The organism is Prosthecobacter sp., assembly GCF_044227185.1.
Taxonomy (GTDB): Bacteria; Verrucomicrobiota; Verrucomicrobiia; order Verrucomicrobiales; family Verrucomicrobiaceae; genus Prosthecobacter.
This window is the reverse complement of the sequence record NZ_JBGAFO010000018.1, coordinates 24,626-38,575: the sequence shown is the minus strand read 5'-3', so window position 1 is coordinate 38,575 and position 13,950 is coordinate 24,626. Positions and strand designations below refer to the sequence as shown.

16 protein-coding genes are annotated in these 13,950 nt (G+C 61.8%); 9 read left to right on the top strand and 7 right to left on the bottom strand.

Going from position 1 to position 13,950, the window contains the following annotated elements:
• The first annotated feature begins 10 nt into the window (after positions 1-10).
• From ACILSQ_RS29130 to ACILSQ_RS29105, 6 genes are all read left to right on the top strand, one after another.
• The gene (locus ACILSQ_RS29130) at positions 11-2,266 is read left to right on the top strand and encodes an exo-beta-N-acetylmuramidase NamZ domain-containing protein (protein WP_395747221.1); all 2,256 of its coding nucleotides are present in this window, start codon (positions 11-13) and stop codon (positions 2,264-2,266) included.
• Positions 2,267-2,305: 39 nt separating this feature from the next.
• Positions 2,306-2,527: a hypothetical protein gene (locus ACILSQ_RS29125; protein WP_395747220.1), complete on the top strand. Its 222-nt coding sequence runs from the start codon at positions 2,306-2,308 to the stop codon at positions 2,525-2,527.
• Positions 2,502-2,909, top strand: coding sequence for a hypothetical protein (locus tag ACILSQ_RS29120; RefSeq protein WP_395747219.1), 408 nt, complete (start codon positions 2,502-2,504; stop codon positions 2,907-2,909). The genes ACILSQ_RS29125 and ACILSQ_RS29120 overlap by 26 nt, the downstream gene beginning before the upstream one ends.
• A gap of 77 nt (positions 2,910-2,986) precedes the next feature.
• On the top strand, positions 2,987-3,928 hold the full coding sequence (locus ACILSQ_RS29115; RefSeq protein WP_395747218.1) for a substrate-binding domain-containing protein: 942 nt from the start codon (positions 2,987-2,989) through the stop codon (positions 3,926-3,928).
• A 7-nt stretch (positions 3,929-3,935) separates the two neighbouring features.
• A complete protein-coding gene (locus tag ACILSQ_RS29110) occupies positions 3,936-4,472 on the top strand; it encodes a hypothetical protein (protein ID WP_395747217.1) in 537 nt (178 codons plus the stop codon).
• Positions 4,469-5,332, top strand: coding sequence for a hypothetical protein (locus ACILSQ_RS29105; RefSeq protein ID WP_395747216.1), 864 nt, complete (start codon positions 4,469-4,471; stop codon positions 5,330-5,332). The genes ACILSQ_RS29110 and ACILSQ_RS29105 overlap by 4 nt, the downstream gene beginning before the upstream one ends.
• Positions 5,333-5,353: 21 nt before the next feature.
• Here ACILSQ_RS29105 and ACILSQ_RS29100 read toward each other — a convergent pair whose 3' ends face one another.
• Together ACILSQ_RS29100 and ACILSQ_RS29095 are read right to left on the bottom strand one after the other, a co-directional pair.
• Complete coding sequence (locus ACILSQ_RS29100; RefSeq protein ID WP_395747215.1) at positions 5,354-5,974, bottom strand: type II secretion system protein; 621 nt, start codon at positions 5,972-5,974, stop codon at positions 5,354-5,356.
• A 9-nt stretch (positions 5,975-5,983) separates the two neighbouring features.
• Complete coding sequence (locus ACILSQ_RS29095; protein WP_395747214.1) at positions 5,984-6,184, bottom strand: hypothetical protein; 201 nt, start codon at positions 6,182-6,184, stop codon at positions 5,984-5,986.
• Positions 6,185-6,281: 97 nt separating this feature from the next.
• On the opposite strand from ACILSQ_RS29095, the gene ACILSQ_RS29090 reads away from it, so the two are divergent.
• Positions 6,282-6,752, top strand: coding sequence for a transcription elongation factor GreAB (locus tag ACILSQ_RS29090; protein ID WP_395747213.1), 471 nt, complete (start codon positions 6,282-6,284; stop codon positions 6,750-6,752).
• A 249-nt stretch (positions 6,753-7,001) separates the two neighbouring features.
• Here ACILSQ_RS29090 and ACILSQ_RS29085 read toward each other — a convergent pair whose 3' ends face one another.
• A complete protein-coding gene (locus tag ACILSQ_RS29085; protein WP_395747212.1) occupies positions 7,002-8,054 on the bottom strand; it encodes a DUF5685 family protein in 1,053 nt (350 codons plus the stop codon).
• Positions 8,055-8,098: 44 nt separating this feature from the next.
• The gene (locus ACILSQ_RS29080) at positions 8,099-8,704 is read right to left on the bottom strand and encodes a fatty acid desaturase CarF family protein (protein WP_395747211.1); all 606 of its coding nucleotides are present in this window, start codon (positions 8,702-8,704) and stop codon (positions 8,099-8,101) included.
• A gap of 126 nt (positions 8,705-8,830) precedes the next feature.
• On the opposite strand from ACILSQ_RS29080, the gene ACILSQ_RS29075 reads away from it, so the two are divergent.
• Both ACILSQ_RS29075 and ACILSQ_RS29070 read left to right on the top strand, forming a co-directional pair.
• Positions 8,831-9,043 (top strand): hypothetical protein, encoded by a 213-nt coding sequence (locus tag ACILSQ_RS29075; protein ID WP_395747210.1) that lies wholly within the window; start codon positions 8,831-8,833, stop codon positions 9,041-9,043.
• Entirely contained in the window at positions 9,009-9,683 is a 675-nt protein-coding gene (locus ACILSQ_RS29070) for a hypothetical protein (RefSeq protein ID WP_395747209.1), read from the top strand. Before ACILSQ_RS29075 ends, ACILSQ_RS29070 begins: the two co-directional genes overlap by 35 nt.
• A gap of 26 nt (positions 9,684-9,709) precedes the next feature.
• Here ACILSQ_RS29070 and ACILSQ_RS29065 read toward each other — a convergent pair whose 3' ends face one another.
• The 3 genes from ACILSQ_RS29065 to ACILSQ_RS29055 are packed head-to-tail and all read right to left on the bottom strand — an operon-like array spanning position 9,710 to position 13,890.
• Positions 9,710-9,946: a hypothetical protein gene (locus tag ACILSQ_RS29065; protein WP_395747208.1), complete on the bottom strand. Its 237-nt coding sequence runs from the start codon at positions 9,944-9,946 to the stop codon at positions 9,710-9,712.
• Positions 9,943-10,365: a putative toxin-antitoxin system toxin component, PIN family gene (locus tag ACILSQ_RS29060; protein WP_395747207.1), complete on the bottom strand. Its 423-nt coding sequence runs from the start codon at positions 10,363-10,365 to the stop codon at positions 9,943-9,945. Before ACILSQ_RS29060 ends, ACILSQ_RS29065 begins: the two co-directional genes overlap by 4 nt.
• 9 nt (positions 10,366-10,374) lie before the next feature.
• Positions 10,375-13,890 carry a pyruvate carboxylase gene (locus ACILSQ_RS29055; protein WP_395747206.1) on the bottom strand — a complete coding sequence of 1,172 codons (3,516 nt, stop codon included), beginning with the start codon at positions 13,888-13,890 and terminating at the stop codon, positions 10,375-10,377.
• Positions 13,891-13,950 lie beyond the last annotated feature (60 nt).

The following is a 13,950-nucleotide window of genomic DNA, read 5'->3' as shown; positions in this document are numbered from 1 at the left end:
GCCATTTCTCATGCCGCGCCTGCTTCTCTTCCTTCTCCTCTTCTCCTTCTCACACGCAGACGAGTTCGATCCGCTGCGCGCGGTCGTGAGCAAAGCCGTCGCCAAAGGCACTCCGCCCGGTGCCGTGCTCTGGCTTGAAAGCGGAGATAAAAAGCTCACGCTGGTCGAAGGCCAGCGCGCCCTCCTGCCCGCCCAAGAAGCGATGACCGAGGACACCGTCTTCGATGCCGCCTCCCTCACCAAAGTCGTCGCCACATTGCCAAGCGTGCTCATCCTCATGGAGCAGGGTAAAATCGACATCGAGGCCGAGGTCCGCCGCTACCTCCCCGAGTTCCGTCCAGGCATCACCGTCCGCCATCTGCTCACCCACACCTCCGGCTTCAAGCCCGGCATCCCCAAGGAGCCCGAATGGACCGGCTACGCCACCGGCCTTGCACGCGCCATCGCCTCCGAACCCGACGGCCCGCCCGATCGCTTCTTCCGCTACTCAGACATCAACTTCATCCTCCTCGGCGAGATCGTGCAGCGCGTCAGCGGCATGAAGCTCAATGAGTTTGCCGCGCAGCATGTCTTCGCGCCTCTTCACATGGACTCCACCCGCTTCCTTCCGCCCGAGGAATGGAAAGCACGCATCGCCCCCACCGAAAACGACGAGAGCGGTGTCATGCTCCGCGGCGTCGTGCACGATCCTACCTCGCGCAAGATGGGCGGTGTCACCGGCCACGCAGGCCTCTTCACCACCGCTGGCGATCTCGCCAAATACGCGCGCATGATCCTCGCGGGCGGCGCAGGCGTCCTCAAACCCGAAACGGTGACGCTCATGACCTCACCGCAGACCATCGCCACCGTCTATGAGCGCCGCGGTCTCGGCTGGGACATCGACTCCGCCTTCAGCCGCCCGCGTGGCAAAGTCTTCCCCATCGGTTCCTTCGGCCACACCGGCTTCACCGGCACCAGCCTGTGGATCGATCCGCCCTCAAAGACCTTCGTCATCTTCATGAGCTCACGCCTGCATCCCCACGGCAAAGGCAGCGTGCGTGAACTGTATGAAGAGATCGGCACCACCGCCGCGAAATGCCTGACCCTCACCCCCGCCAGCGGCCCGCCCTGGCCCCGTGCCGAAAAAGAAGTGCCCACCGTGCTCAATGGCATCGACGTCCTCGTCCGCCGGAAGTTCTCCGATTTGAAAGGCCTCCGCATCGGCCTCATCACCAATCAAACCGGCATCGACGCCCAGCGCCACAGCACCATCGATCTCCTCGCCAATGCATCCGACGTAAAACTGAAAAAACTCTTCAGCCCAGAGCACGGCATCCGCGGCGAACTCGACCAGGAAAAGATCAGCAACTCCACCGACAAAAAAACCGGCCTCCCCGTGCTCAGCCTCTTCGGCGAGCAGCGCGCGCCCACAGCGGAACAGCTCGCCGACCTCGACGCCCTCGTCTTCGACATCCAGGACATCGGCTGCCGCTTCTACACCTACATCGGCACCATGCGCCTCTGCATGGAGGCCGCGGCAAAAGCCAAAAAAGCCTTCTATGTCCTCGACCGCGTCAATCCCATCGGCGGCATCGAAGTGGAGGGCCCCGCCGTCATCGACGCCGAAAAACCCACCGCCACCCACGCCATCCCTCTGCGCCACGGCATGACCGCCGGCGAACTCGCCACCATGATGAACTTTGAGCGCCACATCGGCTGTGTGTTGAAGGTGATCCCCGTCGAAGGCTGGCAGCGCCACATGCTCTTCGATCAAACCGGCCTCCCCTGGATCAATCCCTCTCCGAACATGCGCTCCTTAAACGCCGCGTTGCTCTATCCTGGCGTTGGCCTGCTCGAGTTCAGCATCACCGTCGGCCGCGGCACCGACACCCCCTTCGAAATCCTCGGCGCACCTTATGTGGATGATCTGCGCCTCTCCTATGAGTTGAACAAGCTCGGCCTCTCCGGCGTCCAGTTCACCCCCATCCGCTTCACCCCCACCACCAGCATTTTCAAAGGCGAGCCCTGTGGCGGCGTGCGCATCGCCATCACCGACCGCACCGCATTGAATGCCGTCGATGCCGGCATCGCCATCGCCAGCACCCTGCACCGTCTTTATCCAAAGCAGTTCAAGCTCGATCTGGTGAACACCCTCCTCAATCGCGCCGCCAGCGTGAAAGAAATGCGCGGCGGCGACTCGTGGAAAAAGATCGTGACAGACTGGAATGCAGAGACGCAGGCATTTGCGACAAGGCGGAAGGTATTCTTGCGGTATGCCGAGGAATAAATAGTCTGGCAACGGGACAGCTTTCGATTATTTTACTTTATGACCTCCAATGCTCCAAGGCTGCATGGCGAAGCGGATGTGTTTCAAAATTTGCTGGCGGATGCGCTGGCAATCCAGGACCGATTTGTCGCTGAGCCAAAGCTCAAAACGACCGGAACGGGTCATCTGAAAAGCCGTGGTGTGGATGGCTTGAAGCAGGACGCGGCGGAACTGGCGGCCAAATATTCCAACCACCGTGTGGAAACGAAACTGGCTCGATAACTTCCCCTGGGAGATGGTGGAACGGCTGAACGCCGCTCTCTGCCAGCGTCAAAATGTGGTGCATAAGCCCACTTCCGACGGCTATGAACCCGCACGCAGTTTATGGGAGCTGCATCGCGGCCAGGACCTTACCCTAGAGCGTGCATTGTTGATTGCCTACGAATGCCATTGCCTGGCTCCATTCTGTTTTTTCAATGGCAATACATTCGTGGCGGTGGCGCGGCAGATGATCGAACCAATTCTGGCGCAGGTGGCTCCGGACGATCCCAATCTGGCCGCGCAATTTCGCTCGGTCATTGGCCATTTCGTCGCAGGAACGGAGGGCATTGAGGAGTTAAGAGATGCGATTCGTTCGATGGAGCAGCGCTTGCCTGGGGCATGAAGTTGAATGCTGCGCTGCACAATAACAGCATCTCCAGACTTGCACCCTCCGGTTGTTCCTATGCTAGCATGTCCCCAATGACTCTCCGCCGCCTCCTTCTTGCCTGCACCCTCCTGCTTGCCGCCTGCGGCAAACCTGCGGCATCATCCCGGGGCACCATCGGCGTGTCACTGCTCTCCCTGCAAAATCCCTTCTTCAAGGTCATCGCCGACAACATCGAGGCCGAGGCCAGGAAGCACGGCTACGACACCCTCATCGTCAGCGCGGACGGCGACGTGGCGCGCCAGAGCAACCAGATCAAAGACTTCATCGTCAAGGACGTCGCAGCCATCGTGCTGAGCCCCACGAATTCAAAGGCCATCGTCACCGTCATCCAGGAAGCAAACGAAGCCACCATTCCCGTCTTCACCGTGGACGTTCCCTGCAACGAACCCGGCGTGAAGATCGCCACCCAGGTCGCCACGGATAACTTTGGCGGCGGCAAGATGGCTGCCGACGCCATGATCGAAGCCTTGAAAGGCCGCGGTGGAAAAATCGGCGTGCTCGACATGAAGCAGGTGGAGTCCTGCATCCTCCGCGTGAGAGGCTTCAAGGAAGTGCTCGCCGCCCACAATGCCACCGCCGCCGGCAAGATCGAAATCGTCAGCGAACTCGACTGCGGCGGCGCCAATGACAAAGGCTACAAGGCCACCGAAGACATGCTCCAGGCCCAGCCGGATCTCATCGGCATCTTCGCCATCAATGATCCCGGCGCACTTGGCGCGCGTGGTGCCGTGGAAAAAGCCGGACGCACAGACAAGGTCGTCATCATCGGCTTTGACGGCCAGCCGGAGGGCAAGCAGGCCATCAAAGACGGCAAAATCTACGCCGACCCCATCCAGTTCCCCGACAAGATGGGCGTGGAAGTCGTGCGCGCCTTCATGCGTTATTCGAAAGGCGAGGAACTCCCGCCGCAGATGCTCATCCCCACCAGTCTCTATCGCAAAGCCGATGGCGCGGCAGACCCCGCGCTCAAATGATCTCGCCATGAAATCTCTCCCTTTGTTTCTCCTCGCCTTTGCCTGCCTGCTCGCTTCCGCCCCCGCCGCGGAGCCCCAGCCTGATTCCGAGTTCACCACCACCGACCCCAAGAAGGTCAAAATCCTCGAGGACTCCGCGCGCGAGAAAGAGCCTGAGATCGACCATTTCAAGCACCTCTGTCCCGGCCTGGCAGGCTATCAGGTCATTCATGAAGGCGGCGATCTGCGCAGTTGGATCAATCTCATCTACGACGGCCAGAAGACCGACCTCATGAATGACACCCTCACCGCCTGCCCCGGCCAGTTCCCCGCCAAGGCGAACAACGTCGTGCAGTGGCGCGGCTTCCGTCAGGGCGGCAGGTTCGTGCCCTACGCCATCATCTACCGCATGCGTTCCAGCGCCGATGACGAAAAGCAGACCCCCCTGGAGACGCTCGTCATCATCCGGCTCGACAAGGACAAGTCGCGCGTGGTCGGCCATCTGGCCGCCAGGGAGGGCAATGAAAAGGCCGAGGCGCTCGCGGACAAGCTGTGCAAGCCATGAGTCCTTTCACGCTTCTCTCATGGTCCAGACGCAGGCTGCTCCTGGCGGGCCTCGCCGCCTGCGGCTGTCATGCGCACGCGCGTGCAGCCGATGAAGCCCCGCACGCCCGCATTCTGTTTTTCGGCAACAGCTACACCGCCTTCAACCGCCTTCCCGGCATGGTGGGGGAGCTGCTGCTCTCCTCCGGCATGCTCTCCCCGCACATCGGCAGCAGCCTGCAGGGCAGCTACTCGCTCGAACGGCACTCCACCAACACCGAAGGCCTCGAGCTCCTGAAAAAAGGCGCGGATGATGGCAAGCCCTGGGACATCGTCGTCGTGCAGGAGCAGAGCGTCATCTCCGCGGCCGCCGCCGTGGATGCAGACGCCAGACAGTTGATGGAAAACGGCCTCTCCAAGCTCGTCAAACTCGCCCGCGAGCAGAATCCGAAAGCACTCATCATCGTTTTCCAGGTCTGGTCACGGCATGAGAAGCTCTGGAAGGAAAAAGACGCCGATGCTCTTCTCACCGGTGCTTCACCCGCGGAGGCGCGCGCCCGCATTCACGTCGCAAACGCAAAGGCCGTGAAAGCAGTGCTGGAAAAAGAGCCGGGCGCGCAGATCCTCGTCAGCCCCGTGGGCGACTTCTGGTGGCTGGTGCACGATCTCTATCCCGCCCTCTCGCTCTATGCCGAGGACGGCACCCATGCCGACGTCCTCGGCACCCTGCTCGCCGCCTACGTCATTGCCGGCACCATCGCCGGACGCGACGCCGTCGAACACGCCACCTGGATGCCCCCCGACTGTCCCTCCACGCAGGTGGAACGCATGCGGAAAATGGTCCTCGACCACCCCGAAGTCTTCAAGTCGGCGGATAAATAAAGCGCAAGCCCGCAGCTGTTTTCATTTCGGCCGCCACGAGGTGATGTCGTCGCTCGTCAGCGGTATCTGGTCCTTCCCGCTGCTGTAAACGATCACCTTGTAGGCCAGGTGCGCCGGCTGGTTCGCCGAAATTTTGGCGTCCGCATTGCCGGCATCAGGGTTCTTCACCTGGTTGTCACCATTCGTGTCCAGCAGGATGTGGTAGGGCTGCCCATACATGTCCGTCAGCTTATACGGACGCGTGGCGCCCACCAGGCCATGGCGACCATTGTTTGCAGGCGGAAAGCTGGCGTAAGGCGTGCGCTTCGGATTCAGATCCGTCGTTCCGCTCGATGCCGGCGGAACACCCAGCAGCGCATCCACCAGCAAGTTGCTGCCATCCGTCAGCAGCTCGGGCGCATCCTCGCCATTGGCCCCCGCCACGTTGGAGTCGAGGGGGAAGCGGATGTAGTCCGTCTGGTACTGGTCGATGCCGTTCCTCAAATCCATCAGCACCGTTCGTACTTTCACACGATTGGCCTGGTCGATGGCGTAGCCGACTCCCGCTGCCGTCAGGCTGGCGAGAATCGCGATGATGGTGATCACGATAAGCAGCTCAATCAGGGTGAACCCGCGCTGAGCCTGGCGCCGTTGCGTTTTCATAATTGAATTCTACCTGAAATCGCGCCCGAGGGTCAATGCTGCTTTTTCCACGCCGGCACCACGGACGGTATTTGGGTTCTGCCGGCTTCGTTGAAGAATCTTGCTAAACACCGCCAGGGTCCCGCTGGCCAGCAGCGCCACAAGCACGATCACCGCAAGATACGGAAAGCTGATGAAAACCAGAGGACGCTGACACCGGCGCTTGTTCACGAAGGAAGCTTATCAAAAACCACCGCCGCAGGTCAATGCCGTCTTTTCCTCCTTGATCCACCCCCAGATCAGCGCACCGCTTGCCCTTCCTTTTTCCGTGAACAAACAAGCCGTCCTTGATCAAATCGTCTCCGTGCTCAGCGCCGAGCTCGCCACCCTCACCCGTGCCGCGCAGGGCGCCTTCGCCGCCGCCACGGATCCGGACAGCAAGGCGGAGAACAAGTACGACACCCGCACTCTGGAGGCCTCCTACGTGGCCCGCGGCCAGGCCCAGCGCGTGGCAGAGTTGCAGGAGGCCGTGCGTGTCTTTGGCGCATTGTCAGGAAATGCCCTGGCGCCAGGTGCCGCCCTCACACTGGGAGCCCTCGTGACCTTGGAGACCTCCGGCGAACAAACACACTATTTCCTCGGCCCATTCGCAGGCGGTACAGAGATTGTGCATGAAGGCCAGGAAGTCGTCGTCATCACCCCCGCATCCGCATTGGGGCAGAAACTCATCGCCAGGCGGGCAGGGGACACCATCGCACTGCGGCCCGGCCTTTCCGCAAAGGTGTGCGCAGTGGCCTGATCACGGCGAATGTAGCCCGCCACGAGGAACGCAACGACTCAAGGCGTCGCACTGCATGGGGTCTGAAGGACCCCCGGAGCCAGCCCAGGGCGCCGGAGCGCAGCGACAAGCCCTGGGTCACCCGGTCCACTCGCACCGTCTCTTCAGGAAGGGCCCTGAATGGGCCCGGGAACAGGGCTTTCGCCCCATCATCTCATCGTTCAGGCTGTACGGATGCCTGGAGGTTTGCCAAATCAATGACAGCCTGCGCTAGCAGTCACAGCCGCAGCATCCACAGCCGTCGCCGTCGCAGGGATTGCAGTCCACCGTGGAACTCCCGCCTCGGGTCCATCCAGGGCGGCAGCAGCCCGCCACGTCACAGCATTCGCAGCAACAGCGCCCATCGCATTTACCGCAGCAGGAGCGTTTGCGCTCGGTGCCTTCCATGGGTGGCTGCGCATGCTTCGTGCCTTTCCATCTTCCTCCCGCCACCTGCACCACCCGCTCTTCCGCCCCTGCGATCAGCACCGTCTGCAGCAGATCGCGATGTCGCCGCAGCGGCAGGGCATCAAAAGCACGCCGCAGGCTGGCCAGTGCTTGCTCAAGCGCAGGCAGGAACGCGGCACGACGTCCCGCGAGATCAGGAAAGGCATGCAGCGGGTTGAACTGGCCACGCTTCTTGTCCCGCGCCCAGTCCTCCCACGCATCCTGCGCGTAGATCAGAAAGCCCAGGCTTTCACCGAGTTGATGCAGCAGCGGTTTGGCACCCGGTGCACCAGACACCTGCGCCAGGTGCCCCACGATCTCACCATACGCCGCACACGTCGGCCCGGCGCATTCATGGAGACTGGCGGATGAATGCTCAATGTCAGCCTGCCCGGCCATCCAGGCGCGCACGTCTTGCACAGGAAAGCGCATCGCGTGCAGCAGGCCCAGCGCGTCGCCGATGGGTCTGTCGAGCGCTCTAGATCCCACACGCGCCGCATGGCGTCGCCAGCCCCGTTCATCCTGAGCATCGTCATCCAGCTTCGCGCTCAGGCCGCAGACCGTCACAGCGGCGGTGTATTGCAGCACCGGGCTGTCCGCCACCAGATCACGCGGCGTGCCGAACGCATTGCAGCAGGTTGTCTGGCACAGCTCCGGCGGTGCTTCCCCCAGGGCGGAGCCCAGCAGCGTCAGAAAAGCGCTGTCCCTGTTCACCAGCCAGCGCGCCCACGCGCCATAGTGTCGGTGCAAGCTCGTGCCGAGACCGCAGAAGTGCGCTCGATACAAAGACGCCGCCTTCTGGCAGCACATCGTGGGACCCGGGAGATGGCCGAACATCGCCGAAGATGGCGCAAACACTCGCGGCGACGAATGATTTTCGCTCACCCCGCCCGCCGCATCTCCGCGATCCACCCCGGCGCCGTCCCTTGCCCAGGCACAGACGTATCCGGCTGCCGCTTCAGCCCCACCGCATGCGCCAGCATCCACTCCAGCCCCTCCCAGAAACGCAGTCCATCCAGCACCGGGTTCAGCACGTTCGTCACCGGGCAGTAGTGCACCTCCTTCGGATTCGTGTGGTGCACCGCATGATGCTGCGGCGTCTGTAAAATTCGCACATCCTGCAGCCACGAAATCACCCGCCCATTCTTCCGCCGCGTGCGGTGCGCCCACTTGTGCACCTCGTTCGCGTTCCCACCCACCAGCGCAAACAGCCACACCTGCCACCTCAGGCATCCCAGCCACGCCGCGCCCATGACGAGCAGCCCCATCGCCATCATCAGCTCCTTGTTGCTCTCCCACCACGTGTTGTGCGTCATGTGCCGCGGCAGGTGATGATGCACCATGTTCGGCCGCCCCACCAGCCGCCCCAGCACCGGCGTATCTTCGCGGATGTACGCATCCTCAAACCAATGAACCAGCCCGGCCGCAAAATCCGCAGCGAGAACCACGCCCGCCACCTGCATCGAGAGTAAGATAAGGTCTTTCATGACCCCGCACCTCTGCCTCACCCAGGCCAGATCATGACATTGATACTCTTGAAGCTTCGATTGAGCCCGTCAATGGATCGCCCGCACTCCGGCTTGCGCCCTCCGTGGATTCCCGTATCTTCCCCCATGTCATTTGATCCCGCATCGATCCAGCTTCCTCCCCCCGGAGTTGCGACCCGCATGCCCCCCAAGAACCGGCGCGAGCCGTCTTATGAGGAGGTTTATCAGCAAGTGCGCCGTCATTTGAAGGACGATGAAGGCGGTGCCATGTCAGTGCAGATGAAAGCTCAGATCAACGGCACCCATGCTCACCCAGCGCGAGTTTGCACGGCTCGTTGATGGCCCGTCGGTGGATCGTGAGGTCGATCGTCTCACGAAAAAAGGCGGGGGCTGGCTGCAGGCGGCGCAGATTCTCAGTCGCAGGGTCAATGGCACATTGGATTGGGAGGAGCTTGGCCCGGCAGGCTCACGCTATCAAATCGTGGGAAGCCGCGGCGAGGCGGTTTTGTTTTGGGATAGTCATCTGAAAAATCGCATCGTGAAACTCCGTGGACGCGAAGAAAACGGCTACGGCACCGCCGGCTTCGGCTGCATCCTCCTGCGCAATGAGCGTGGCATGATCGACTACGGCCCCGGCACTCTCGAACAGGCGATGGAACGCGAGAGCCTGAGTTGGGAACATCTCGGCTTCGGCTGCGTGTACGAAGATGTGATCGGCGCTGATGTTTCAGGCCTGCTCCTCGCGCAGGCATTCATCAGCGGCTCCGCGCCCACCGAACAAGAAATCCGTGCATGGATGACTCAGCATGGCTGGGAATCCTTGGAGAAGACGACCGATATTGTCGTCACCCTGCGCCAGCATGCCTGGCGCCGCGGCAGCATCGGCGCCTTTGACGCCAACGAAACCAACTTCATCAAGAGCGATGTGGACGGCCAGTTGTACCCCATCGATCTGATCGTGTGGACGATGCCGGAGTAATGCGGGCCGCAGGCGCTTCCCGCGTATTACTTCTCATCCCCCGGCATCGGGGGCACGTCGGGAACCATGGCGAGAATCTCGTCCAGGTCCTCAATCCGGCCCCGCTTGGCACGGGCTTCCAGCGTGTCACCCACTTCCCAGGCAGTCACTTGCGCCTGCAAAGCCAGGGCGACCATGTGATCGACTGATGTGCGCTCTTTCTCAGCCGCATCGGAAAGAATGCGGGCCAGGAAATCCGGGATGCTGGCAGTGATGGTGGTCATGGTGACTGGCGGAGTATGTCCAGAAAAGTCTTCGGATCAACCACTCGCACGGCAGCCATTCGCCCGGCTGGAAAATCGCGCAGGTTGTGGGTCACAAGATAGTCGATCTTCGATTCCATGGCGAGCTGGGCCAGGGCTTCGTCATCGGAATCAGGCAATGACGGTTTCCAGAGCGCCGAGGTCCGAAATTGCACCGCATTTGAAGAGATGGCGTCCAGAAAGCGGTCGATGGCCATCAGCGGCAAGCCTTGTGGCAGCATCTCACGCTTCAAAATTTCTTCATACTCGGCGAGAACGGTCTGGCTCAGATAGAGCAGAAACTCTCCCTGACGGTAACGAGCGACAATCTCGAACGAAGCGCCATTCCGAGACCGCAGGGCGGACAGAATGACGTTCGTATCAAGAACAGCTCGAATCATGGCACGCGGTTATTTCACCAGCCGCACCATCAGATCCTTGCTCTCCACACTCTCGCTGATCTTCACGCAGATCTCCTTCACCGTTCCTGCGATCGGCGATGCCACGGCCGCGAACATCTTCATCGCCTCCAGCGTCAGCAGAGTCTCCCCCTCCTTCACCTTCTGCCCCACGCTCACGGCGATGCTCGCCACCATGCCGGGCATAGGCGCGCCCACCTGCGTGGAGTCCGCCGGATCGGCCTTCGTCTTGGTCACCGCGTTTTTCGCCAGCGCCTTGTTTGTCACCGTCGTGTGGCGCGGGTAGCCGTTGAGTTCAAAGATCGCCGTCTGCTGGCCCGTGGCATCGGCCTCGGTCATGTTCAGCAGGCGCACGAAGAGCGTCTTGCCTTCCTCCAGGTTGATGTGGATTTCCTCCTTGTCCTGCAGGCCGTAGTAGTACGCCGGCGTCGGCAGCGCGGACACATCCCCATACGTCTTGCGGAAATCCGCAAACTTCAGGAACACATCCGGATACATCAGGTAGCTCCACACATCATCGTCGGTCGGCTCCTTCTTCAGCTTGCCCTTCAGCTCGGCGCGCACTTCAGTCAGGTTCACCTTCGCCGCATGCGTGCCGGGGCGGCCCTTGATGCGCTTTCCGTCCTTGCCCACGATGGCATCGGCCAGCTTGTTCCACTTCTTGCGGGAATCCGCCGCCTTCGCCGGCTCCATGCCATAGAAGGGTTCGCCCAGCCAGCCTTCAAACATGCTGGTCACGTCCTTGCTCCACTTTGTCCCGGTCAGGTTGAAGACATCGCTCGGCTTCACGCCGCGCGCCACGCACTCGATCGCCAGGTCGCCGACGACCTTGCTGGAGGGAGTGACCTTGACGATATCGCCGCAGAGCTGGTTCACTTCCGCATACGCATGCGCGATCTCCGGCCAGCGTGGCCCCAGGCCCATGCCGATGGCCTGCTCCTTCAGGTTCGTGTACTGCCCGCCGGGCATCTCATGCAGATACACCTCCGCCGTGCCATACGGCTCCGCCGTGTCAAAGGGCTTGTAGTAGGTGCGCACTGCCGCCCAGTAGTCGCTGAACTCCTGCAGCGCCTCGCTGTCCAGTCCGGTGTCACGCGGCGTGTTCTGCATCGCCGCCACGATGGAGTTCAAGTTCGGCTGCGAGGTGCCGCCGGAGAGCGAGGAAATCGCCGCATCCACCACATCCACGCCCGCCGTCGCCGCTTCCAGAATGCTGGAGGCGTTCAGGCCGCTCGTGTCATGCGTGTGGAAATGAATCGGCAGGCCCACTTCATCCTTCAGCGCTTTGACAAGTTTCTTCGCCGCAAAGGGGCGCACCAGGCCCGCCATGTCCTTGATGCACAGCATGTGCGCACCCATTTTCTCCAGCTCCTTCGCCAGACGCACATAGTACTTCAGGTCATACTTGTCGCGCTTCGGGTCCAGAATATCCCCGGTGTAGCACAGCGTGCCTTCGCAGATAGAGTCCGTCTCCTCGCGCACCGCATCCATCGCCGCCTTCAGGTTCGGCAGATAATTGAGCGAATCGAAAATGCGGAAGATATCCATCCCGTTCTGGGCCGCATGCTTGATGAAGCCCTTCACCACGTTGTCCGGGTAGTTCGTGTAGCCCACCGCGTTCGAGCCGCGGAACAGCATCTGCAGCAGAATGTTTGGCACCTTGGCGCGGATGTCGCGCAGGCGTTCCCACGGATCTTCGCGCAGGAAGCGCATCGTCACGTCAAAGGTCGCGCCGCCCCACATCTCCAGGGAGAAGAGGTTCGGCGTGCGGCGTGCCACGCTGTCCGCCACGGCCAGCATGTCATAGGTGCGCATGCGTGTGGCCAGCAGGGACTGGTGCGCGTCGCGCATCGTCGTGTCCGTCAGCAGCAGCTTCTTCTGCTTCGCCACCCAGTTCTGGCAGAATTTCTCCGGCCCCATCTCCGTCAGGAGCTGCTTCGTGCCCTTGGCCGGTGCCACGCGGTGGTCAAACTTCGGAATCGGCGGCGCGCTGAAGGCCTTGCTGATCTTGTGCCCCTTCGAGTGCGGATTCCCGTTCACAATCGTGTCCGCCAGGTAGCTCAGCAGCTTGGAGGCACGGTCCTTGCGCGCCACAAACTTCAGCAGATCAGGGTTGTTGTCGATGAAGCGCGTCGTCGCCTGCCCCGCCATGAAGTCCGGGTGGTGCACCACGTTCATGAGGAAGGGGATGTTCGTCTTCACCCCGCGGATGCGGAACTCGCGCAGCCCGCGGTCCATGCGGTCCAGCGCCTGCTGGTACGTGCGCGCATAAACCGTCATCTTCACCAGCATCGAGTCATAATAAGGCGTGATCACCGCGTTCGTCGCTCCCAGCGCACCGTCCAGGCGGATGCCAAAGCCACCCGCGCTGCGGTAGGTCAAAATTTTGCCAAAATCCGGCGTGAACCCGTTCTCCGGATCTTCCGTCGTGATGCGGCACTGAATCGCAAAGCCGCTCTTTTCGATCTTGTGCTGCGGCGGCAGCGCCAGCGGCTCCTCATGAATCTTGTAGCCCTGCGCAATGAGGATCTGGCAGCGCACGATGTCGATGCTCGTGATCTCCTCCGTCACCGTGTGCTCCACCTGGATGCGTGGATTCATCTCGATGAAGTACCACTCGCCCGTTTCGTGATCCACCAGGAACTCCACCGTGCCCGCGTGCGTGTAGTTCACCGCCTGCGCCAGCTTCACTGCCGCTTCGCACAGCCCGTCGATGATCTCCTGCTTGATGCCGTAGCTCGGCGCCTGCTCGATCACCTTCTGGTGCCGGCGCTGCACGGAGCAGTCGCGCTCATGCAGATGCAGCACGTTGCCATGCTTGTCCGCCAGGATCTGCACTTCGATGTGCTTGGCCTTGCCCACAAATTTCTCCAGGAACACCGCCCCGTTGCCAAACGCGCGCTCCGCCTCCGTCTGCGCCTCATCCAGCAGCTTCTCCAGGTCCTTCGCCTCACGCACCACGCGCATGCCGCGCCCGCCGCCGCCAAAGGCCGCCTTGATGATCAGCGGGAAGCCGATCTTCTTCGCCGTGGCCAGCGCTTCCTTGCGGTCGCTCACCGGTTCGTCCGTCCCCTCCAGGATCGGCACCTTCAGCTTCCGCGCCACATTGCGGGCCGCCGTCTTGTCCCCCATCATGTCCAGAATTTTCGCCTCAGGGCCGATGAAGATGATCCCCGCCTCTTCGCAGGCCTGGGAGAACTTGGGATTCTCGGACAGGAAGCCGTAGCCCGGGTGGATCGCGTCCACGCCCTTCTCCTTCGCCAGCGCCACGATGCCCTCGATGTCCAGGTACGCGCCCAGCGGCCCCTTGTCCTTGTTCAGCTCATACGCCTCGTCCGCCTTGAAGCGGTGCGGGCAGAAGCGGTCCTCCTGCGCATAGATGCCCACCGTTTTCAGCCCCAGTTCCGTGGCCGCCCGCATCACGCGGATGGCGATTTCAGAGCGGTTCGCCACCATCAGCTTCTTGATGGGGCGGATCGTGGAGGGGGCTGGGGCTTTCTTGGGCATGGCTGGGTTGGTTGAAATGCGCGCCCATAGTCCCGCGAAATCGTAGCGAGGCAAGGTGCG